General features: G+C 63.3%; 18 protein-coding genes. 10 read left to right on the forward strand and 8 right to left on the reverse strand.

Going from position 1 to position 19,874, the window contains the following annotated elements; genetic code table 11:
- The first annotated feature begins 204 nt into the window (after positions 1-204).
- The 3 genes from JOE31_RS12980 (at position 205) to JOE31_RS12990 (ending at position 3,836) form a co-directional block, all read left to right on the forward strand.
- A complete protein-coding gene (locus JOE31_RS12980; RefSeq protein WP_209745109.1) occupies positions 205-2,373 on the forward strand; it encodes a glycogen debranching N-terminal domain-containing protein in 2,169 nt (722 codons plus the stop codon).
- Between the two features lie 318 nt (positions 2,374-2,691).
- The gene (locus JOE31_RS12985; protein ID WP_307864412.1) at positions 2,692-3,255 is read left to right on the forward strand and encodes a hypothetical protein; all 564 of its coding nucleotides are present in this window, start codon (positions 2,692-2,694) and stop codon (positions 3,253-3,255) included.
- A gap of 101 nt (positions 3,256-3,356) precedes the next feature.
- Positions 3,357-3,836: a DUF2809 domain-containing protein gene (locus JOE31_RS12990; protein WP_209745115.1), complete on the forward strand. Its 480-nt coding sequence runs from the start codon at positions 3,357-3,359 to the stop codon at positions 3,834-3,836.
- On the opposite strand, the gene JOE31_RS12995 is transcribed toward JOE31_RS12990, so the two are convergent.
- The 7 genes from JOE31_RS12995 to JOE31_RS13025 all read right to left on the reverse strand — a co-directional run bounded on the left by JOE31_RS12995 (position 3,823) and on the right by JOE31_RS13025 (position 10,095).
- The gene (locus JOE31_RS12995) at positions 3,823-5,232 is read right to left on the reverse strand and encodes an MFS transporter (protein ID WP_245199674.1); all 1,410 of its coding nucleotides are present in this window, start codon (positions 5,230-5,232) and stop codon (positions 3,823-3,825) included. The genes JOE31_RS12990 and JOE31_RS12995 overlap by 14 nt on opposite strands.
- Positions 5,233-5,316: 84 nt before the next feature.
- Positions 5,317-5,592 carry a DUF1326 domain-containing protein gene (locus tag JOE31_RS13000; RefSeq protein ID WP_209745121.1) on the reverse strand — a complete coding sequence of 92 codons (276 nt, stop codon included), beginning with the start codon at positions 5,590-5,592 and terminating at the stop codon, positions 5,317-5,319.
- A 293-nt stretch (positions 5,593-5,885) separates the two neighbouring features.
- Positions 5,886-6,596, reverse strand: a complete 711-nt coding sequence (locus JOE31_RS13005) for a class I SAM-dependent methyltransferase (protein WP_209745124.1) — start codon at positions 6,594-6,596, stop codon at positions 5,886-5,888.
- 210 nt (positions 6,597-6,806) lie between these two features.
- Positions 6,807-7,772, reverse strand: coding sequence for an amidohydrolase family protein (locus JOE31_RS13010; RefSeq protein ID WP_209745128.1), 966 nt, complete (start codon positions 7,770-7,772; stop codon positions 6,807-6,809).
- 223 nt (positions 7,773-7,995) lie between these two features.
- Positions 7,996-8,523: a hypothetical protein gene (locus JOE31_RS13015; protein ID WP_209745131.1), complete on the reverse strand. Its 528-nt coding sequence runs from the start codon at positions 8,521-8,523 to the stop codon at positions 7,996-7,998.
- A gap of 95 nt (positions 8,524-8,618) precedes the next feature.
- On the reverse strand, positions 8,619-9,413 hold the full coding sequence (locus JOE31_RS13020; RefSeq protein WP_245199171.1) for a hypothetical protein: 795 nt from the start codon (positions 9,411-9,413) through the stop codon (positions 8,619-8,621).
- Positions 9,414-9,600: 187 nt separating this feature from the next.
- The gene (locus JOE31_RS13025; RefSeq protein ID WP_209745134.1) at positions 9,601-10,095 is read right to left on the reverse strand and encodes a TetR/AcrR family transcriptional regulator; all 495 of its coding nucleotides are present in this window, start codon (positions 10,093-10,095) and stop codon (positions 9,601-9,603) included.
- A gap of 229 nt (positions 10,096-10,324) precedes the next feature.
- Between JOE31_RS13025 and JOE31_RS13030 the strand changes: the two genes are divergently transcribed.
- The 4 genes from JOE31_RS13030 to JOE31_RS13045 all read left to right on the forward strand — a co-directional run bounded on the left by JOE31_RS13030 (position 10,325) and on the right by JOE31_RS13045 (position 16,152).
- Positions 10,325-11,641: an extracellular solute-binding protein gene (locus JOE31_RS13030; RefSeq protein ID WP_307864413.1), complete on the forward strand. Its 1,317-nt coding sequence runs from the start codon at positions 10,325-10,327 to the stop codon at positions 11,639-11,641.
- 69 nt (positions 11,642-11,710) lie between these two features.
- Positions 11,711-12,595 (forward strand): carbohydrate ABC transporter permease, encoded by an 885-nt coding sequence (locus tag JOE31_RS13035; protein ID WP_209745136.1) that lies wholly within the window; start codon positions 11,711-11,713, stop codon positions 12,593-12,595.
- 6 nt (positions 12,596-12,601) lie between these two features.
- On the forward strand, positions 12,602-13,501 hold the full coding sequence (locus tag JOE31_RS13040; protein ID WP_209745139.1) for a carbohydrate ABC transporter permease: 900 nt from the start codon (positions 12,602-12,604) through the stop codon (positions 13,499-13,501).
- 68 nt (positions 13,502-13,569) lie between these two features.
- Positions 13,570-16,152: an alpha-L-rhamnosidase gene (locus JOE31_RS13045; RefSeq protein WP_209745142.1), complete on the forward strand. Its 2,583-nt coding sequence runs from the start codon at positions 13,570-13,572 to the stop codon at positions 16,150-16,152.
- A 69-nt stretch (positions 16,153-16,221) separates the two neighbouring features.
- On the opposite strand, the gene JOE31_RS13050 is transcribed toward JOE31_RS13045, so the two are convergent.
- Positions 16,222-17,271, reverse strand: coding sequence for a LacI family DNA-binding transcriptional regulator (locus tag JOE31_RS13050; protein WP_307864414.1), 1,050 nt, complete (start codon positions 17,269-17,271; stop codon positions 16,222-16,224).
- Between the two features lie 375 nt (positions 17,272-17,646).
- On the opposite strand from JOE31_RS13050, the gene JOE31_RS13055 reads away from it, so the two are divergent.
- The 3 genes from JOE31_RS13055 to JOE31_RS13065 are packed head-to-tail and all read left to right on the forward strand — an operon-like array spanning position 17,647 to position 19,682.
- Complete coding sequence (locus tag JOE31_RS13055; protein ID WP_209745145.1) at positions 17,647-18,339, forward strand: MSMEG_4193 family putative phosphomutase; 693 nt, start codon at positions 17,647-17,649, stop codon at positions 18,337-18,339.
- A 24-nt stretch (positions 18,340-18,363) separates the two neighbouring features.
- The gene (locus JOE31_RS13060) at positions 18,364-18,915 is read left to right on the forward strand and encodes a DUF3090 domain-containing protein (protein WP_209745148.1); all 552 of its coding nucleotides are present in this window, start codon (positions 18,364-18,366) and stop codon (positions 18,913-18,915) included.
- Positions 18,915-19,682 (forward strand): SCO1664 family protein, encoded by a 768-nt coding sequence (locus JOE31_RS13065; RefSeq protein ID WP_209745151.1) that lies wholly within the window; start codon positions 18,915-18,917, stop codon positions 19,680-19,682. Before JOE31_RS13060 ends, JOE31_RS13065 begins: the two co-directional genes overlap by 1 nt.
- Positions 19,683-19,874 lie beyond the last annotated feature (192 nt).

Genomic DNA, 19,874 nt, shown 5'->3' on the forward strand with positions numbered 1-19,874 from the left:
ACTACTCTCCCCGTGGGCGCCCGGCCCGCGGAAGACGAGTGTCTTTATGCCCGGTATGGACCGGATTTATACCGTGCCCGCGTCCCGCTGATCAAAGCCCTAGCGTCGGAGGACCGGCGAGCGTAGCGTCGATCACAGAGTTGACTTCGACGGCAGCGGCCCGGAACCGGGGTCGTCGGGGCCTTGATTCCGAGGGAGGCCAAAATGGCTGGGTGGAACTCTGACACGGCGGCCGGTCCCATGGGGCCCGGGACGGTCACCCTGGTCGAGGGATCGTCCTTCTGTATCTCCTTGCCGAACGGCGACATCCACCCGGAACATCCCCATGGCCTTTTCGTCCAGGACACCCGGATCCTTTCCAAGTGGAGCCTGACCATCAACGGACAACCGCTCGAGCCACTGGCCGCGGAGACGAAGGAACCGTACCGTGCACTGTTTGCGGGTCGTGTTCCACGCACCGACGGATATGCCGACAGCCCCCTGATTGTTGAGCGGCTCCGTGAGGTGGGAGCTGGAATCCGGGAGCAGATTACCGTCCGCAATTTCTCGTTGGACCCTGTCGAGTGCTCTGTCTCTCTTACCGTTGAGGCTGATTTCGCCGATCTCTTTGAAGTCAAGGAAGCGCGGATCCAGCGGCAATGGAACGAAAACCGTCAAGCGGAAGGCCATGTGCTGACCATCCGGGCTGCCTGGCAAGACGTCCGGAAAGGCGTTGTAGTCCGCGCCCCGGGAGCGGACGTGACTCCGGATGCCATCACCTACAGGGCCTCTATCGCAGCCCACGGCCAGTGGAGCGCCGTCCTCATCGCGGTGCCCGGCATGGACGGAGCCACCTCTGATTCGTTCGTGCATGCTGAGGGTGACGGGCTGTCCCCTAGTGACCGGCGCCGCCAGGAGTGGGTGGCCAGGATCCCGGTGCTCCACATGGGGAGCCCGTCGATCGAACGCACGCTAAGGCGGAGCTACGACGACCTCGGCGCGCTTCGCATCGAGGATCCGAACCACCCGGACCGGGTCGTGGTGGCCGCCGGTGCGCCCTGGTTCATGACCCTGTTCGGACGGGATTCGCTGTGGGCCTCGGAAATGGCGCTACCGGTGGACCCATCGTTGGCTTTGGGCACGCTCCAGACTCTGGCGGACCGCCAAGGGACCGTGGTCGATCCAATGAGCGAGGAGGAACCGGGAAAAATCCTCCACGAGGTCAGGCTCGATGTCTCCAGCGGACTATCCCTGGGAGGTAAGTCCGTCTACTACGGGAGTGTTGACGCCACGCCATTGTTTGTTGACGTCCTCGGGGCGGTCAGCCGCTGGGGATTCGCCAAGGACACCATCGCCGCACTACTGCCCCACGCGGACCGGGCGCTGGACTGGATCCGTGACTATGGAGACAAAGACGGCGACGGGTTCGTCGAGTATCAGCGCCTCAACGACCAGGGGCTGATCAACCAGGGGTGGAAGGACTCCTGGGACGGCATCAACTTCGCCGACGGCCGACTGGCCGAACCACCCATCGCGCTCTGCGAGGTTCAGGCCTATGTTTTCGCGGCGTACCTGGCGCGGGCATGGATGGCATACGACGACGGCGACACGGTTCTGGGCGACAAACTCGCCGGCTGGGCTTCGGCGCTGAAGAAGCAGTTCAACGAACAGTTCTGGATGCCTGAGCGCGGCTACTATGCAGTGGCCCTGGACGGCAAAAAGCAGCAGGTTGATGCCTGCGCATCCAATATGGGCCACTGTCTCTGGCTGGGCCTCATCGATGAGGACAAAGCATCCAAAGTGGCCGAACGCCTCATGTCACCGGAGATGTTCAGCGGGTGGGGCGTGCGCACCCTCGCCAGCGACATGGGTGCCTATAACCCCGCCAGCTACCACAACGGCTCAGTCTGGCCGCACGACAATGCAATCATCGCGGCCGGTCTGCTCCGTTATGGCTTCGTGGCGGAAGCACAACGAATCTCCACGGCACTGCTGGAGGCTGCAGAATACTCGGACGGCCGGCTGCCGGAGCTGTTCTGCGGCTTCAGCCGTGAGCAGTTCACTGAGCCGGTGCCCTACCCCACGGCCTGTTCACCGCAGGCCTGGGCAGCGACCACACCGATACTTCTGGTGACCAGCCTGATGCGGTATGACGCCCACGTTTCCCGCGGAGGCTTCTGGCTGGATCCGGTGCTTCCGGAATCGTACGGTGACCTCCACATCACCAACGCACCCATGGCCGGCGGCAGGATCACCATAGATATCACCGGGTCCGTCCCATCCGTCCAGGGCCTGCCCGAAGGAATGGCTTTCCACCGCGGGCACCGCCCATGGATAACAGAACTGGTCGAGCAAGCCAGTAAACGCCTTCCGCATGGCCGCCGCCGGCCTTGAGGCTCACGGGCGCCAAGAACTACACGACGCATTCCCGCCGCGTCGCGATAAACTGGACCGATCATGATCGGTGCTCCGCTCCGTCTTCTTGTAGCCTGGTTCGTCGCCATAGCGACCCTCCTCTCGGCCTGCGCGCCTGCAACCAGGCTCGATGAAGTCACCACCGATCAACCGATCCAGACCCCATCGGCCCCGCCGGCCGCACGCGATGACGTCCCCCCTCCTCAACGGACGCCCTCCCCCACCCCGACGTCGGTTCCCGTGCCGCCCCCGGCACCCCAGGCGTTCGCCCTCAACCTCTACCAGGAGGGGGACTTCGTGCCGCAGTACACCTTTGAATGGTGTGTGGCAGCAAGCATCCAGATCATGCACAACCTCATCGACAAGACGGGGACCGTGACGTGGGCCGATAGCGTTCAGCAAGGCGAACTCTGGGAGATGGCCCGGGCACGGTCGACCGACTCGTTCAACGGTGCCAACCCCTTGGGTTGGGCGCAGGTGCTCAACGAGGTCGGGATGGGGCCGTACGCCGTCGTCAGCATCGCTGACTACGAGGACGCGCTGCAGACCGCTGCGCGCGCCATCGTCGACACAGGCCGGCCGGTCGGGCTGGTCCTGTGGCGCGGTCGCCACGTATCGGTGATGAGCGGCTTCGAATCACTCGGCGATCCCAGCCAGTTCCCGGAGTTCCCGGTCACCGCCATCCGTGTGCAAGATCCGCTCTACCCGTACGGCGGCGAACAGTGGGGTCCATCCCCTGCGCCTAACAGCCTGCTCACCCCCGAGCAGTTGGCGACTCAGTTCGTCGTCCGTGAGCCGCGACGCTGGAGCACTGATCTGCCGACCGGCTACCTGCTGGTGCTGCCGGTCGCCAAGGCCTGATCCGATTTGGCGGACCCGCCATCGGCCGGCCCGCCTACCGCAAGGGAGCGCTGAGCTAGGCTGAATGCCAGGACTCTCGTGGGTCTGCGTTGGGGAGGGTGATGAGCAGCTTCGACAGCGGGGCTTTGGGCAGTGATCTGTCAGGGAACAGCGGCGGCACTGAAGCTGTGAGTTCTGTCGAACAGGGGCGTTCAAGAATCAGACGGCCCTTGCTGTGCGTCGCCGGGCTGATGAGTGTTGTGCTCGGGTTGAGCATTCGTACGTTCAGCGATGCGGCGTGGACCGGCCCTGCCGGTGATGGCATGTACGCGGCACTGGTCTACATTCTCGTGGCCATCCTGATTCCGTCAAAGCCCAAGGTGCTGATTGCAACCGCAGCCGTTACGGTCTGCGTGATGATCGAACTGTTCCAGCTCACCGGTCTTCCTGCCGAACTCGGAGACTCCTGGCCACCCCTTCGGCTGGTCCTCGGAACCACATTCGGCACCGCGGACTTGTTGGCCTACGCCGTGGGTACTGCAGTCGCCTATGCGGTGGATCGGACGACGGGCGCGGTGGTGAACACCACTAGCCATCACTAGCTGCCGTGCTAGGTTCGGCTGCCACCGCAGGGTCGATGCCCGATGAGGCGGTGGTCTTGTTGTCGGTGGCGGGCATCGCGATAACGGCGACGACGGTGAGTACGGCGGCGGCCAGTACGGCCACGAACACAGCCCCGGAGGCTGAGACGACTGTGTGCGGATCCGTATTGCTGCCCGGAGTGCCTGCATAGATCGCATTCGCAACGGCCCCGAAAACCGCGACACCGATGGAACTACCGATCGATCGCGCGAAAAGATTGGTACCGGTGACAACTCCGCGCTCGTTCCAGTCGACGCTGGACTGGGCGGCGATAAGGCTCGGGGTGGCAACCAGCCCGAGCCCGAGCCCTACGATGAAGCAGCTCGCCGCCGCCAGGAGAACGTTGGGTGCGGAGGCGGTGAGGGCAAGTACCGCTGTACCGATGACCGTGATGGTGATGCCGATCATCGCCGTCTTCCGGAACCCCATCCGTAGATAGAACCGGCCAGATTGGGACGCACTGATCGGCCAGCCGATCGTCAATGCTGCCAGCGCGAGCCCGGCCAGGATCGGGGAGGTCGAGAGGGCTCCTTCGAGGAACGTGGGAACGTAAGAGGTGAGGCCAAGCATGACCGCTCCAACGCCAAAGGAGATCAGTGCCGTGGTCGCCAGCAGCCTCCGGGAGACAACCCACGGCGGCAGGACCGGCTCGGCCGCCCTGCGCTCGACCAGGATGAACACGGCGAACAAGAGTGCTCCGCCGGCGAACACCGCAACGCTGATGGCGGAGGTCCAGCCCCACGCCTGGCCGCCTTCGAGGGCACCAAGAATAATCAGCGTCAGCGAGCCAGTCAGCAGGCCCGCCCCCAGATAGTCGACCCGGTGCCTGGCGCGCTCGACATTCTCGTGGAACGTTCGGCTCAGCATCCACCCTGCCAGGAGGCACAGTGGAATGTTCACGAGGAAGATCCCGCGCCACATGCCAAGTGCCGAAAACACTCCACCGAGCGTCGGCCCAACGACGGAGGACACCGCCCAAACGCTCGCAAGGTAGCCTTGCACCTTCGCCCGCTCAGTCAGCGAATAGATATCCCCGGCGATCGTGATCGCCATCGGCTGGACTGCACCCGCGCCCAGGCCCTGCAACACACGGAACGCGATGAGGGCCGGCATGCTCCAGGCCACTCCGCAGAGGATCGAACCGAGTAGGAATAGCCCGATACCGATCAGGATGATCGGTTTACGGCCGACGACGTCGGAGAGTTTCGCGTAGACGGGGACAGACACGGCCTGCGCCAACAGGTAGGCAGAAAAGAGCCAGGGAAAAGACACGAAACCACCAATGTCATGCACGATCGACGGCACCGCGGTCGCGACGATCGTCGAATCGATCGCCACCAAGCCCGTAGAGAGCATCAAGGAAATCAGTATGGGTCCTCGCTTGGAGCGAAAGCCGACTCCCTCTGCAGGCGTTGTCGTCACGTGATCTCATTCCTGTCGTCATCCAAGAGCGCTGGGCACAGACTGGGTGCGGCCCTTGGGGCATAACTGCCCGATGCAACGAAATAGTCCCGGACCCGGCAGGAATTCCACGGCAATGACGGCGGTCAGGCTGCCGACGTAGACACCGTCTACTTCGCCGGTTTCGACGCGGAACGCCAATGCCACGTCGCAGCGTTCGTCATCCGCCGGCGCGGTCAGCCCTGAAGTGGAATACGGGCAGACCATGTCGCAGCTGCAATTCTCAAAATAGGTGCCCTCGATATGCCACGGCATTTAGGGCTGCCTTCGAAGAGGCTCCCCCAAAAAATAGTTTCCTCGCCGCCCTGAGCAGTGTCAACGGGACGCGACGACCCATGCAAAAGGCCTTTACAGGCCGCTCTGCGCTTCGGCTGTCCCGACGGGAATGTGATTCGATTCCAGGCGTCTCTGGGGCGAAGATTTGCCTCTCGAAAGACGTCATGAGGCTCACCAGGATCGATTACCCGGATTGTATGGCGCTGGCGGCGAGGAGGTCCACGTAAGCACCGGCTTGCGGGCTCGCATCCCCGGGCGGCCCCGGCACGACTTCAGACTTTGTTTGCTTCGAGGACGAAGAAGATGAAGGACAGGAACGCTGTCCTCTCGCCGTTGAGGATGCGCGGCGGAAGGAGTTCGTGCGGTGCGTCTGGAGACGGCTCTGGTTCGCTTACGGTGGCTACGTTAAATCCCGCCGATGTGAAGGCGCTGACCATCGCGTGAAGTGGTCGGTGCCAAAAGGTCAGGACCGCAGGCTCGCCGTCGAACTCATAATCCTCCGAGTACTGCCGGATGGCGAAGTAATCCTCGGCTGGTTGGTTGATCACGCTGACCGTGGGGTGATTGACCGACAGGATCAGGCGACCGCCCGGCTTCAGCACGCGCCGCAGTTCGGCAAGTGGTGCTGACCAGTCCTCCAGATAGTGCAGCACCAAAGACGAGACAACGTCGTCGAAGGAGCCATCGGCGAAAGGGAGCGGTTCGCTGAGATCGGCCATGTACAGGTCTGCGGTCGCGCCCAATCGTTGTCTGGCCAATTCGAGCATCGCAGGGCTGGAATCTAAGCCGGTCATGATCGCGCCTTTCGCGCTCAGTGCCGCGGACAGGGGCCCGGAGCCGCAGCCTGCGTCCAAGACCCGGTGACCGTCGACGTCGCCGGCCAGGCCAATCATCGCCGGTCGCTCGTAGTAGGCGTTGAGGAGGCTGGACTCGTTCTCCGCGGAGTAGTTCTCGGCAAAATTGTCGTAGTGGTTGGACTTCACTGATCTTCCCCTTCAGGCGAATCCTCACGGGCGGGACAACAGGGCTGATCCTAGCAAGCACGAGCAGTCCTCCCCCTCCACTTACAAAAGACCCCTTAGAGTCACATGATGCGGGTGCCCCGTGAGCGTCAGCCGCGCTTGACGTCCTCGCCCGATGCCTTGTCCGTTAAGAGCCCGTCCGGCTCGACGCCCAAGTCGGCGCACACTGAACTACTTTTGACCAGACTTCAGACGGGGAAACAGCGCCTCCGAATTGCCGCGGTCTATCGCCGCACGCAGGGAGGGTTCCAGAGGGTAATTCTCGTACTGCATGTTCAGGAAATCGATCGCCACAGAGGGGGCGAATGGGAAGTCAGTGCCGTATGTAATGCGGCCCGGGTCAGCTACCTCAAGCAGACTGGGCAGGGTTGCCGGGCTGGCGGACAGTGCGACGTCGTAGTAGAACCGCCGCAAGATGGACTGTTTCTTATCTCCCAGCGCCGCCAGCGCGCTGAGGGCCAGGTCCTTATCGTTGAGCATCGTCAGCAGGATCCTATTGGCGATGTAGGGCACGAAGCCGCCGGCGTGGGCCAGGATGAACTTGATTCCCTGGTACTTCTCCATCGCACCGGACAGGATCAGACTGATAGCAGTGCGGGTGGTGTCCAGCAAGAAATCTGCGGCAAAGGTGGGTATGCCCGGCACCGCCGGGGCGGGCAGTTCACCGGGGTGGATGAACACAACGGCCCGGCGGTGGTGCAGAAACTCCAGCAGAGGCTCAAAGCCGGGATCACCCAGATATCGGCCGTCGTTGTTGGCCAACAACACGATCCCGTCCGCGAGCAGGGTGTCCAGGGCGTACCGGGCCTCCGCCAAAGCGCCTTGCACGTCCGGCAGCGTGAGCGTCGCGAAGAACCCGAACCGCTCCGGCCGGGCGGCCACCACCTCTGCACTGTACTCGTTGACCTCCCGCGCCCGCCGCCGCGCCTCCGCAGCGTCCCCGAAATACACACCGGGCGTGGACAGGGACAGGATGCCGGTCTGCACGTCGTGCCTGTCCATGAACTTCAACGCGGAGCGCTCGGACCACGACGGCAGGTCTAAACCGCCGGGGCGGATGCCCTTTTCATGTATCCAGCGCGCATAACCAGGCGGAACGATGTGCTGGTGAGTGTCAATGCGGTACGGCCGACTCATCCCACTCCTCTGCCCAACCCATGAGTTTCGCTGCTCTGAGGCGCCATAGAGAACAGCGGATGCTGTAAATTTACTCGCTGTCCTCAAGCCTGGCTTCTACGAGAAGACCACGGCGTTAACAGCAACTAGGTTGTCGATGGTCGCTTCGAGTCACTGCCAGTCCTCGACTTTCATGCTCACCTCGACCGGGATGTCGGAGTCTGCCGGCGAGCCGCCAGGCACGTCAGGCCCCTCCACTGATCTGGCCGTTGCTTCGCGCTTCATTCCGGAGTTTCACCGAATACGGGAAGTAATCCAGGGTCGTCTGGATGCGGGGATCAGGGTGGGTGAGGAACCATTCGTAGGCGTGGTCGTCCGCCGCCTGCCACCAGGGCTTGGGGAGGCCTTTGAGTTTCCGGGCCTTCCTCCCCCGCCATTCCTGGGTGACGTTGAAGTAGCCCTGGAGGACTCCGAGGCCGAAGAGGGCAGCGAAGAACAGCATGACCAAAGTCATGAGCGGCATCTTCAACAGCACAAGGAGCCCGAAGATGACACAGGCTAGGGTGGCCGGGAGAAAGATCAGGGCGGTTGCCAGGAGGCTGAAGCAGAAGGAGCGGATCAGGTGCTGGTCGCCGCCGCCAGAACTTGCGCCGATGCCCCATTCTTCCTTCGTGTACGCGTAGACGGTTTTGCCTGTTTTGGCGTACCCGTAGTAGTACGGACGATTCACTGCCCGCAGGAAGTGCTCGTCGGCAGCCTTCTTTTCCCCCATGTCACCAACTTTATCGGGTGTCTTGACGCGGATAGCCACCGAGCAGCCCCGCGCCCAGGGGTAGAGGTATGTTTCCTGCCGGAAGCCGCCGGTCCTCACGCAATCAGGTTGAGCGTGAGTTCCACGGCGCCGAGGAAGAGTGCCAGAACCGACGTGCCAAGCCCAGCCACCAGAAGCAGACCGGGGTGGGCGAGACCCACCACAACGCGCCGGAGTTGGGGCGAATGCCGCAGGAATCTCTTGGGCAGCCGCGAATCCTGCGGGTTCTGCCGCCAGCCGCGGAGACGGCGCAAGAACCACGCACAGCGCACAATAAGTGCCATCCACAACACCGATACAACCAGGGGAACCGCCGCCAGGAGCAGGTTGAACCCCAACGACGTCACCGCACGCTCCGAGTCCCCGGCCAGTGCCTGCACCGTTGTGGAAATCGAGGCGCTGGCCACCACGGAGAGGCCCCACACCATAAACGCAGCCGTCAGCGCGAGGAACCGGACAAAGAAGTGCGCGAGCACCGATTCTTTCTGCGGCTTGAGGTACCGGCGCGGGGTCGCATGGAGCACGGCCACAGTGCAGGCCAGTGTGGGCAGGGCAGCCATCCCCACCAGCACGTACCAGGTCCAGCCGGCCAGGTCCACGAACTCGTCAACAATGATCAGCAACGCCCAAAAACCCGTCCACGCCCAGCCTGCATGCAGCGGATTCCGGACCAGCCAGGCGGGCAGCCGCTGAGGCAGCGGGACAGCCGGCGCGGCAGAGGACCGGGAACCAGGATTCCCGACCGTCCCATTTACCGGAATAACAGCTGCTGGGCCGACGCCGGCCGGGCCGTTCGGCAGTGCCCCCGGGTTGGCATCCGCCGGGTCTTGCTCCCCTCTGGCCATGCTCATGGGCTCACTGTAGCAATGCGGGAGGCGGGCCGCCGTCGGCCGTCCGCGCGGTTAAGTGCGGCGCAGTGGCAGCGGAGGATCGCCGGGTATTGCCTGGCCGCCACCGGAGCCCGTTACTTCGTCGCTATGAGCACAAGTGGTCCCTGAGTTCAGCAAGACCTGGTTCCGCGGCGAGATCGGCTGTGGATCAGCTCTCCCCAGCCGGTCGGCCTGTTGCACCTGCGGGCAAGAGAACGTCGACCTGCTCTGAGATCTCCGCGAGGATTTCGTCAACGGACCTGGAGATGTTGATCGTGGCCGCCATGCTGAGGAACATTATCGCGGAGACTATATGCGCCAGCCTGGCAGCGTTCCGAGGTTCGATCCGGGGGTCCCTCGCCAGTACGTCGGCAATCGCTTCCTCGGTCTGAACGGTGAGGGCCAGGGCGTCGCGGTGGTGGGGTTCTTCGGGATCCCCGAACACGATCTCGCGCAGGTAGGTTCGGCCATTGTCGATCTGCTTTCGGTTGCATTCCACCACCGGGCGAACGATCGCCATCACGGCGTCGAACACGTCGGGAATCGCCTCGGCGGCCGTTCTGCCCTTGACGAGCGCATCGGCGTAGGTGGAGTTCTGAACGAGCAGGAGCAGCTCCCCCTTGGTCTTGGCATATAGGAATAAAGTCCCCGTGCCAATGTGCACCCACCGCCAACCAGGGCAGCAAAGTAATCAAAAAACAGGCCGGAGTTTGAAGCGCTCCAATTGTATCGATTCACCTTTAAGGCCAAATTTCCCTTTGAGTCAACGCTCCTTCGACTCTGAGGGCCAGCGCGCGCGGGGAGCCGAGGATCGAGTGATGGTTGACACATTGAAACTCTTCCCTCTAGTCTAATTGAAACGCTTCAAAAGAAGCACACTTCAAGGAGGAACTGTGGTTTCTGTAGTGTCGCGGCCCAAGGCCCGCGTTCTCGCCCCCGTAGTAGCGTCAGTCGGTGCACTCGCCCTTCTGCTGACCGGCTGCGGGGCCGGCGGCGGGTCGTCCGCCCAGGGTTCGAAGGACTTTACCTATCTTACCAACGTCGAAAACACCACCATCCGTGGCGAGCTTGAGGCCCTGAGCAAGGACCAGTGCAAGGCCGAGAACGAGGCAGCGCCACTCAAGGTTGAGACCGTGCCCCAGACCAGCCTCGACCAGAAGCTGCAGCTGCTCGCGGGGCAGAACGCCCTCCCGGTCCAGTTCGCAGCCGGCAACGCCCCCGCCCTAACCCAGGACCTGGACAAGTCCGGCAACATCCTGGACTTTGAAAAGGCCCTCAAGGACCTGAACATCTCGGACGCCATCCTCCCGGGTGCTGCATCCACCATCAAGTCCCTCTACGGCGGCAAGCTCAACGTCCTGCCGTACCAGTACAACGTCGAAGGCATCTGGTACAACAAGAAACTCTTCGCTGAGAACGGCATCGAAGTTCCGAAGACCTGGGACGATTTCGTCGCTGCCGGCGAAAAACTGAAGTCCGCCGGCGTGACGCCTCTCTCGGCGTCGGGCAAGCAGGGCTGGCCCCTGACGCGCCTCGTCAGCGGTTACCTTTTCAGTGACCTGGGTCCTGACGCGCTGAAGAAGGTCTCGGATGGCGAGGCCAAGCTGACAGACCCGGAATACGTCAAGGCAGCTGAAGCGGTCGCCGATCTCGGCGCCAAGGGCTACTTCGGCCAGGGCATCGGATCCATCGACTACGACACCGCCGCCTCGCAGTTCCTCAGCGGCAAAGCCGGCATGTTTTACATGGGGAGCTGGATCCTCTCGAACTTCAACGACAAGGCGCAGAACAAGATCGGCGAGGAAAACATCGGTTTCCTGCCGTTCCCGAAGGTCGCCGGCGGGCAGGGCATTGACAACCAGTACGCCGCAAACGTCGGTCTGCCGATGACCTTCAACGCCAAGAAGTACGACGACAAGGCCTCCGCCTGGCTCAAGTGCATTGCCACCAACTACGGCAGCACAGCGCTGAAGGACAAGAACTCGATCTCCGGATTCAAGTTGACCACTCCGGTGGACAGCGTCCCGCCGCTGGTGAAGTCCACGCAGGAAACCGTGAACAACACCAAGGAAAGCGTCCTGTGGTTCGAGGCGCTCTTCAGCACCAAGGCCACCACCACCAGCCAGACCAACGCCGCAGGCCTCGTCTCCGGAAGCATCACCCCGCAGAAGTTCATGGAACTCGTCCAGAACGATCTGAACACCAAGTAGGCGGCCCTGCCGGGGCCGGCGCGAGCCGGTCCCGGCGACCGGCACCCGAATCCCGATGAAAGAAGCACCATGAACAACGTCCTCGGAGACAAGAAGGCTGTAGTCGTCCTGCTTGGTCCCGCACTGCTGGTCTACACCCTGGCCATGCTGGTTCCAGTCTTCTGGTCCCTCGGCTACACCTTCCTCTCCGGCAACGCCATTACGGGCTTCACCTTCGCCGGGCTCTCCAACTTCGAAAAGCTCTTCTCCGACCCCGCGGTCGGCGAAGCCCTCTGGTTCACTGTCCGCTACGCGGTCGTCATCACGGCAGGTCAGGTGCTCCTGGGCTACTTCCTCTCTCTGCTTTACGTGTTCGCCCTCAAACGGGGTTCAAGCCTCATCCGGACGCTGGTCTTCTTCCCCGTCGTACTGCCGACTGTGGCCGTTGCACTCCTGTTCCAGAAGATGTTCGAAATCGCGCCGCAGAACGGCCTCGTCAACTCAGCCCTCAACGTCTTCGGGATGGGTTCCATCGACTGGCTTGGCGACGGTTCCAGAGCATTCTGGGTCATCGTCATCATGGATCTCTGGAGGTCCATGGGCTTCTACGCCGTCCTGCTCTACACAGGCCTGGTGGACATCCCAGAGGACATCCTCGAATCAGCCCGCCTTGACGGCGCACAGGGACTTCGCCTGATCCGGCACATTGTCCTGCCGCTCTCGCTGCCGGTACTGCTCTCCTCAATCATCTTCAGCATCAACGGCACGCTGAAGGTTTTCGACTCGATCGTGGCCCTCACCAACGGCGGGCCCGGCAGCGCCACCACACCCCTGACCCTGCACATGTTCAGGACTTCATTCACCTACGGCGACTACGGCTACGGCAGCACGGTCGCGCTGCTCCTGACGATCCTGTGTCTGATCGTCACCCTGTTCATCTTCCGCTCGTCGCGCCGCGACCTGACCAAGGACTGACCGACGATGACCGCACCCGCCACACTTCGGGAACGCACCGCTACTACCCCCTCCGCACCGCCCCGCCGTACACCAAGGATCAAAGTACTCAAACGCCTGCCCGTCCAGCTGCTGGTGGCACTCCTGCTGATCGTGGAGATCTACCCCCTGGTCTGGCTCTTCATGGGCTCCTTCAAGACCCAGGACGAGTTCCTCAACAGCCCCGTCTGGACCCTCCCGCAGAACTTCAGCTTCGACAACTACACCGAGGCCTGGACCACCGGCAACCTGGCCACCTACGTTGGCAACAGCCTGATCGCCACCATCCCCTCGCTCTTCCTCATCGTCTTGTTCGGCGTCGCCGCGGGCTTCGCCCTTGAAGTGCTGGTGTGGAAAGGCCGCAACGCCGTCCTGCTTACATTCCTCGCCGGAATCATGGTCCCAGGCCAGATGATCCTGCTCCCGCTCTTCTCCGCCTACTTCCAGGTCGGACTGACGGGAACGCTCTGGCCCCTCATCATCACCTACACCGCAACAGGCCTGCCGCTGACCGTATTCATGATGGCTACCTACTTCCGTGCAGTACCCCGGGAAGTCTTCGAGGCGGCGACGCTCGACGGCGCCAGCATGATCCGCGCATTCTTCTCCATCGGGTTCCCCATGGTCCGCAACGCCGTCTTCACGGTGGCGCTGGTCCAGTTCTTCTTCATCTGGAACGACCTCCTCATCGCCTTGACGTTCACCAACAACGCCCAACTGAACACCATCCAGGTCGGCCTGCTGAACTTCACCGGCGAATTCGGCGCAGTGCAGTACGGCCCCCTCTTCGCAGCGATCTGCATCAACGTATTCGGCACTCTCGTCCTCTACCTCTTCCTGAACCAGCGCGTCATGAAGGGCCTCGCCGGCGGCGCGGTCAAAGGCTAGGACAGGCGTTGACACACCGCGCACCCACCGACCGTGCCAAATCCAACCACCACCAGGAGCACCACACCATGCCAACGACCGTAAAGCCGGCAACCTTCGATCACCTCCGCGAAGCCCTCGGCGTTGGCAACAGCACTCCCCGCATCTCTTGGAAGACCGTGGCGGCTCCGGGCTGGACACAGGCGGCGTACCAGGTTGAAACCACCAGCAACGGGGAAATCAGCCTCAGTGCACGCATCGCGTCGACGGAGTCCGTCCTGCTCCCCTGGCCCGCGGTTCCCCTTAAGTCCGGTGATGAAGTTGCCGTCCGCGTGCGGGTCTGGGGCGCCGGCGATGCCGAACCGAGTGACTGGAGCACACCCTCACGTGTTGAGGCCGGCCTTCTGAATCCTGAAGACTGGACCGCGGCCGCCATCGCGCCAGCATGGGATGAAGACCCCGACTCAGACCGCCGCCCTCCCCTGCTGCGGCGCGATTTCTCCGTACACTCTCCCATCGTCAAAGCCCGGCTCTATGTCACTGCCCACGGTCTGTACGAAGTCGAGATCAACGGGACGCGGGTTGGCAACGACACCCTATCGCCCGGCTGGACCGTCTACGGCGAACGGCTGCGCTACTACACCTACGACGTCACGGAACTGATCCGCGAAGGTGATAACGCCGTCGGAAGCTGGCTGGCTGATGGGTGGTACCGCGGGCGGATCGGCTTCCACGACGGCTACCGGAACCTCTACGGCGACAAAGTCGCCCTGCTTGCGCAAATCCAGATCACGCACGACGACGGGTCCATCACCGTGGTGGGTACGGACCAGACCTGGAAGGCAGCCTTCGGGCCCATCGCATTCACCGGCCTCTACGAGGGCGAAAACTACGATGCCCGGCAGCTGCCGGCCGGCTGGAGCCAGCCCGGATTCGACGACGGCGGCTGGAGCCCCGTCACGACCGTCGACCGTGATCCCGGCACCCTCGTTGCCCCGGACGGGCCTCCAGTCCGCTGTACCGAGGAAGTCCGCCCAGTGCGCGTCTTCACCAGCCCGGCAGGCAAAACGCTTGTGGATTTTGGCCAGAATCTGGTGGGCCGCCTGAAGATCACGGTGCAAGGCAATCCGGGCCACCAGGTCACGCTACGCCACGCCGAAGTGCTGCAGGAGGGCGAACTCTTCACCAGACCGCTTCGCCGCGCCATCTCGACAGACACCTACACGGTTGCCGGGACCGGACCCGAAACCTGGGAGCCGCGCTTCACCATCCATGGCTTCCGCTACGCCGAAATCAACGGCTGGACCGGCGGCGACATCAGCGAGAACGTGGTGGCGCGGGTTTACCACACTGACATGGAACGCACGGGCTGGTTCGACAGCTCCAACCCGGACCTGAACCGCCTGCACGAAAACGTGCGCTGGAGCATGCGCGGCAACTTCGTGGACATCCCCACGGACTGCCCGCAGCGCGACGAACGGCTCGGCTGGACCGGTGACATCCAGGTCTTCGCCCCCACGGCAAGTTTCCTTTACGACTGCTCCGGCATGCTGACGTCCTGGCTCAAAGACGTCGCCGTAGAACAGCTCCCGGATGGAACCATTCCGTGGTACGTCCCGGTCATCCCGGGCGGTGATGAGTGGACACCCATCCGGCCCGGCGCCGTCTGGGGAGACGTGGCAGTCCTGACCCCGTGGACCATCTACCAGCGGTTCGGCGACACCCAAGTGCTCCGCGACCAGTACGCCAGCGCCAAAGCCTGGGTGGACCTGATGGACACCCGTGCCGGCGGGACGCATCTGTGGAACACCGGCTTCCAGCTCGGTGACTGGCTTGATCCGACGGCCCCGCCGCATGACCCCACCGCGGCCAAGACGGACCCCTACCTCGTGGCAACGGCGTACTTCGCGTGGTCCGCCATGCACTTGGGCAAGATCGCCAGCGTCCTCGGAAATACCGCTGACGAACTGCACTACACCGAGCTCGGCCGGACCGTGGCCAGGGCGTTCGCGGACGAATACGTCTTCCCCACCGGAGCCGTTGCCGGGGACGCACAGACTGCCTACGCACTGGCCATCGTGTTCGACCTCTTCCCCAGCCAACAGCAGAAGCAGCTGGCCGGGCGCCGGCTGTCCGAGCTGGTTGTCGGCGGCGGCAACAGGATCGCGACCGGCTTCGCGGGCACGCCGGTCATCTCCGATGCACTGACCGACGCGGGCGCGCTGGATACCGCCTATGATCTGCTGCTCGAAAAGGAATGCCCGTCCTGGCTCTACGCGGTGGACCAGGGCGGGACCACTATCTGGGAACGCTGGGACGCCATGCAGCCCGACGGCACCGTCAACCCGGGAAACATGACATCCTTCAACCACTACGCCCTGGGAGCAGTGGCTGACTGGATGCACCGCGTGGTGGCCGGAATTTCGCCGCTGGAACCCGGCTACCGCAGGATCTTGTTCAAGCCGCGCCCCGGCGGGCAGCTCACCCATGCCTCCGCACGACACGAAACACCCTATGGGACCGCAAGCATTTCCTGGACTTTTGGTGCCGCGGGCCTGAACGTGAACGTGGAGGTCCCCACCGGTTGCACTGCCCGCGTGGAACTCCCCGGTCAGGCGCCTTTGGAGGTGGGTTCGGGGGCGTTCAGCTACGCCGTGGAACCGGTCGCCTAAAACTCACGGCGGCGCCGGGGGCGGAAGCCGCCCCCCCGGCGCCGGTCGCGGTTAAATCGCTTGCCAGGGTTAGCGGCCCAGGGTACTGGCGCGGGCGAACAAGGTTGGTTCGAGCATCAGATTGCGGTGCACGTGCTGGCCCGGCTGGCTGATTTCCTCCAGGAGGAGTTTTGTCGCCACCCGGCCCATTTCGTGCCCCGGCTGGCCGATGGTGGACATGGGGATGGCGGCTTCGGTGGCGAACTGGTTGTTGTCATAGCCGATCACGGCAATATCCTGCGGTACCCGGAGCCCATAGGTGCCCGTCAGCTCATGGATGATTCCGGCGGCCAACTGGTCCGACGGGGCAATGATTCCATCGGGCATCCTGCTCCGGCCCCGGCTGGCCAGGTCCCCCGCAATACGGCGCCCCTCCGGGCTGTTGAGGCTGCGCCCGAGGATCACCTCAAGGGAGACGGCTCCCCGGGTCTCCGACGTGGCGCGCATGGCGCCCTTGCGGCGGTCGTTCACGGCGTGCAGGTCATCGGGACCGCCGGCGAACACCAGCCGGCGGCGGCCCAGGTCAATGAGGTGCCGGGCCGCCAGATAGCCTCCATGTTCCTCGTCGACCAGCACAGTGCAGCAGTCCGTGCGGCCGCCGGCGTAGTTGACGAGGACGATGTTCCGCCCGTGGCGGCGAACCCGGTCCACGCCGTCCAGTTCAGCGTCCAACGGCGCAAGAATGATGCCGGCAACCCGAGCCTCATCAAAAATATCAAGGTAGCCTTCCTGCTTCTGCAGGTCGACGTCACTGTTTGCCAACAGCAGGGAGTGGCCGTTTTCGTGCGCGGCACTCTCGGCGCCGCGGGCAATATCCACAAAGAGGGAGTTGCCGACGTCGGTCAGGACAAGGCCAATCGTCCGGCTGCTGCCGGCCGCCAGGGAGCGCGCGGCGGAGTTTCGGACGAAGCCCAGCTCGTCAATGGCGGCCTGGACCCGCAACCGGGTCCGTTCCGCCACGATTTCAGGTTTGTTCAGCACATTGGAAACAGTGCCCAGCGAAACGCGTGCGACGCGGGCCACATCGTTCATGCTCGGTGCAGAATCGACCCCTGCCTCCGCGGCGATTTCTTTAGGCACGTTTTCCCGCTGCTTCCTCTATACGAACTCGTCCTTCATTTTTTCACACCATTGGCCCAGGCCGGACGAATGACCGTGTGGCATTGAGAGTTGCCAAAAGGCCCGTCACAAAAGCAGCGCGTCAAGCCGAAACTGCCAGAACGTCGCCGGTGTCCCGTCTCACCCAACGTGATCGAATCCCACTAGACGTATTCGGCCCAAAATCCGCGGATTTCCGCGGATTCCGGATCAGCTGCACAGGGCGCGATTCTGCGATCTGGGTCAACTAGTGTGAGCCAAACCGCCCACTCCATCTCGCAAGGTGGACCTCTGCCTGTTCGACGCGCGACCCGGTACGGTTCACACCGCCATCGAGCGGGTGGTTAGGCTGGGGAGATGGCGACAGTTATTCTCGTGCGGCACGGCCGCACCACAGCCAATGCCACTGGACTGCTGGCCGGTCGGGCCGTCGGCGTCAGCCTGGACCAGATCGGGCACGACCAGGCGGCTCTGACCGGAGACCGGCTCGCGGCCGTGCCCGTAGTCGGGGTGGTGTCAAGCCCCCTCGAGCGTTGTCAGGAAACCGCCCAGCTCATCCTCGATCGCCAGGCTGGCAATCCTTCTGCGCCGGCCGATCCCGATCTCACCGAGTGCGATTACGGCCAGTGGCAGGGCCGGTTGCTCAGTGAGCTCGCCACCGAAGACCTGTGGGCTGCTGTGCAGTCGCAGCCGTCCGCCGTCGTATTTCCCGGCGGTGAATCCATGGCCGCGATGCAGGCTCGGTCGGTAGCGGCAATCCGGCGCCACGACGCAGCCTTCGAAGCCGGGAACGGGCCGGGAGCCGTGTGGGTGGCAGTGACTCACGGTGACATCATCAAATCAATCCTCGCCGACGCGCTCGGCATGCACCTCGACTTGTTCCAGCGCATTAACGTGGGCCCTGCCTCCGTATCGATCGTCCACTATGGTGCTGTTCGGCCGACCGTCTATGCGACGAACACCGACGCGGGGGATCTGTCGTGGCTGTCGAACGGCATCAACTCCGGCGATGCGCAAGTCGGCGGCGGCGCAGGGCAAAAGGCACCGTAGACCTCATGTGCCTAAAATACTGACATGCCCACACTTGTTCACGAGTTTGCCTGGCCTGACCGGGTCGTCATCGGCACCATCGGCGTTCCGGGGGCCCGCACGTTCTACCTGCAGGTACGCACAGGTAAGCAAATTGTTAGCATCGCACTGGAGAAGCAGCAGTCAGCCCAGCTCGCCGAGAAGATTGACGAAATCCTCGATCAGCTCATTACCCTCGAAGGCAACCCCTTCAGCGTTCCCACGGGTACTCCCATCGAACTCGTCGACAATGAGCAGCTCGAGGCGGTCACGGAGCAGTTTCGAACCGGGGCCATGACCTTAGGTTGGGACCCGACGACCGCGCAGGTGGTCATAGAGGCATACCCAATCACCGAAGTCGATGCTGATGACGTCGAATCGCTGGCTGAGAACGGCGCTGACGTGCCCGAAATGTTGCTGGTGCGGATGCCGGTTGGCACCGCCCGAGCATTCGCCAAGCGGACCCGAGAGGTGGTGGGCGCCGGACGTCCGGCATGCCCGCTCTGCGGTTATCCCGTAGACGCCGACGGGCACGTCTGCACCTTGCCCGAGGTCTGATGCCGGCACCCGACCTGCTGACTGACGAGCTGATCCTCACCGGGCGCATCACGACGGCATCGAACGCCACCTTCCTGGGCAGCATCGGCGACACCACGGTCGTTTATAAGCCGATTGCCGGGGAGAAACCGCTGTGGGATTTTCCCGACGGCTTCCTTGCCCACCGGGAGGTCGCCGCCTACCTGGTTTCTGAGGTCCTCGGCTGGAACGTTGTGCCGCGCACATGGCTGCGGGACGGTCCATTGGGTAAAGGAATGGTGCAGCTGTGGCAGGAGTCAGACCCCGACCAGAACGCAGTAGACCTCGTTGCGGCGGACGACATACCGGAGACCGGGTGGAAACAAGTCCTTGAGGGTCAGGATGACTACGGACGGATGGTCGCCCTCGTCCACGAGGACTCTCCGGCTCTCAGGCGCATGGCGGTGTTCGACGCCATCGTGAACAACGCCGACCGCAAAGGCAATCACGTCCTGGCCATGACGGACGGACACCGGCACGGCGTGGACCATGGGCTCACTTTTCACCGTGACCACAAGCTGCGCACGGTGCTGTGGGGATGGCTGGGAGACGCTCTGACCGCCGAGGAACGCGACGGCATCGATCGTGTCAGCGAAGGACTGCACGGTGAGCTGGGCCGAAACCTGGCAGACTTGCTCAGCGCCGAAGAAATCGCATCGCTCGCCGCGCGCTGCGCCCGGTTGCGCTTGGCAGGGCGGTTTCCGGCTCCGAGCGGTGAGATGTCGGCGGTGCCCTGGCCGCTGTTCTAAGGGAATTACGGCTAAGGGCTCCACAGGCTGCGTCACGTTGATGGCATGGATCCTAAGGTAGCGCTGTCCACTCTGATGAGGCCCTCCAATCTTCTGGAACTGGGATTACCTGGCAGGCACCCATCGTCGAACCACGCCGATGGCCCGCCGGGACCTATTCCTCTGGTCTGATGCCACCCCCGGGGATGCACT

Source organism: Arthrobacter sp. PvP023 (genome assembly GCF_017832975.1).
In the GTDB taxonomy this organism is placed as follows: Bacteria; Actinomycetota; Actinomycetes; order Actinomycetales; family Micrococcaceae; genus Arthrobacter.

Excerpts from the sequence above, each read along its gene's own strand:
- JOE31_RS13010 (WP_209745128.1), bottom strand. The coding sequence starts at position 7,772 with ATGAGTCGGCCGTACCGCATTGACACTCACCAGCACATCGTTCCGCCT.
- JOE31_RS13015 (WP_209745131.1), bottom strand. The coding sequence starts at position 8,523 with ATGGGGGAAAAGAAGGCTGCCGACGAGCACTTCCTGCGGGCAGTGAAT.
- JOE31_RS13035 (WP_209745136.1), top strand. The coding sequence starts at position 11,711 with ATGAACAACGTCCTCGGAGACAAGAAGGCTGTAGTCGTCCTGCTTGGT.
- JOE31_RS12980 (WP_209745109.1), top strand. The coding sequence starts at position 205 with ATGGCTGGGTGGAACTCTGACACGGCGGCCGGTCCCATGGGGCCCGGG.
- JOE31_RS13065 (WP_209745151.1), top strand. The coding sequence starts at position 18,915 with ATGCCGGCACCCGACCTGCTGACTGACGAGCTGATCCTCACCGGGCGC.
- JOE31_RS13000 (WP_209745121.1), bottom strand. The coding sequence starts at position 5,592 with ATGCCGTGGCATATCGAGGGCACCTATTTTGAGAATTGCAGCTGCGAC.
- JOE31_RS12990 (WP_209745115.1), top strand. The coding sequence starts at position 3,357 with ATGAGCAGCTTCGACAGCGGGGCTTTGGGCAGTGATCTGTCAGGGAAC.
- JOE31_RS13040 (WP_209745139.1), top strand. The coding sequence starts at position 12,602 with ATGACCGCACCCGCCACACTTCGGGAACGCACCGCTACTACCCCCTCC.
- JOE31_RS13045 (WP_209745142.1), top strand. The coding sequence starts at position 13,570 with ATGCCAACGACCGTAAAGCCGGCAACCTTCGATCACCTCCGCGAAGCC.
- JOE31_RS13020 (WP_245199171.1), bottom strand. The coding sequence starts at position 9,413 with ATGAGCATGGCCAGAGGGGAGCAAGACCCGGCGGATGCCAACCCGGGG.
- JOE31_RS13060 (WP_209745148.1), top strand. The coding sequence starts at position 18,364 with ATGCCCACACTTGTTCACGAGTTTGCCTGGCCTGACCGGGTCGTCATC.
- JOE31_RS12995 (WP_245199674.1), bottom strand. The coding sequence starts at position 5,232 with ATGCTCTCTACGGGCTTGGTGGCGATCGATTCGACGATCGTCGCGACC.
- JOE31_RS13055 (WP_209745145.1), top strand. The coding sequence starts at position 17,647 with ATGGCGACAGTTATTCTCGTGCGGCACGGCCGCACCACAGCCAATGCC.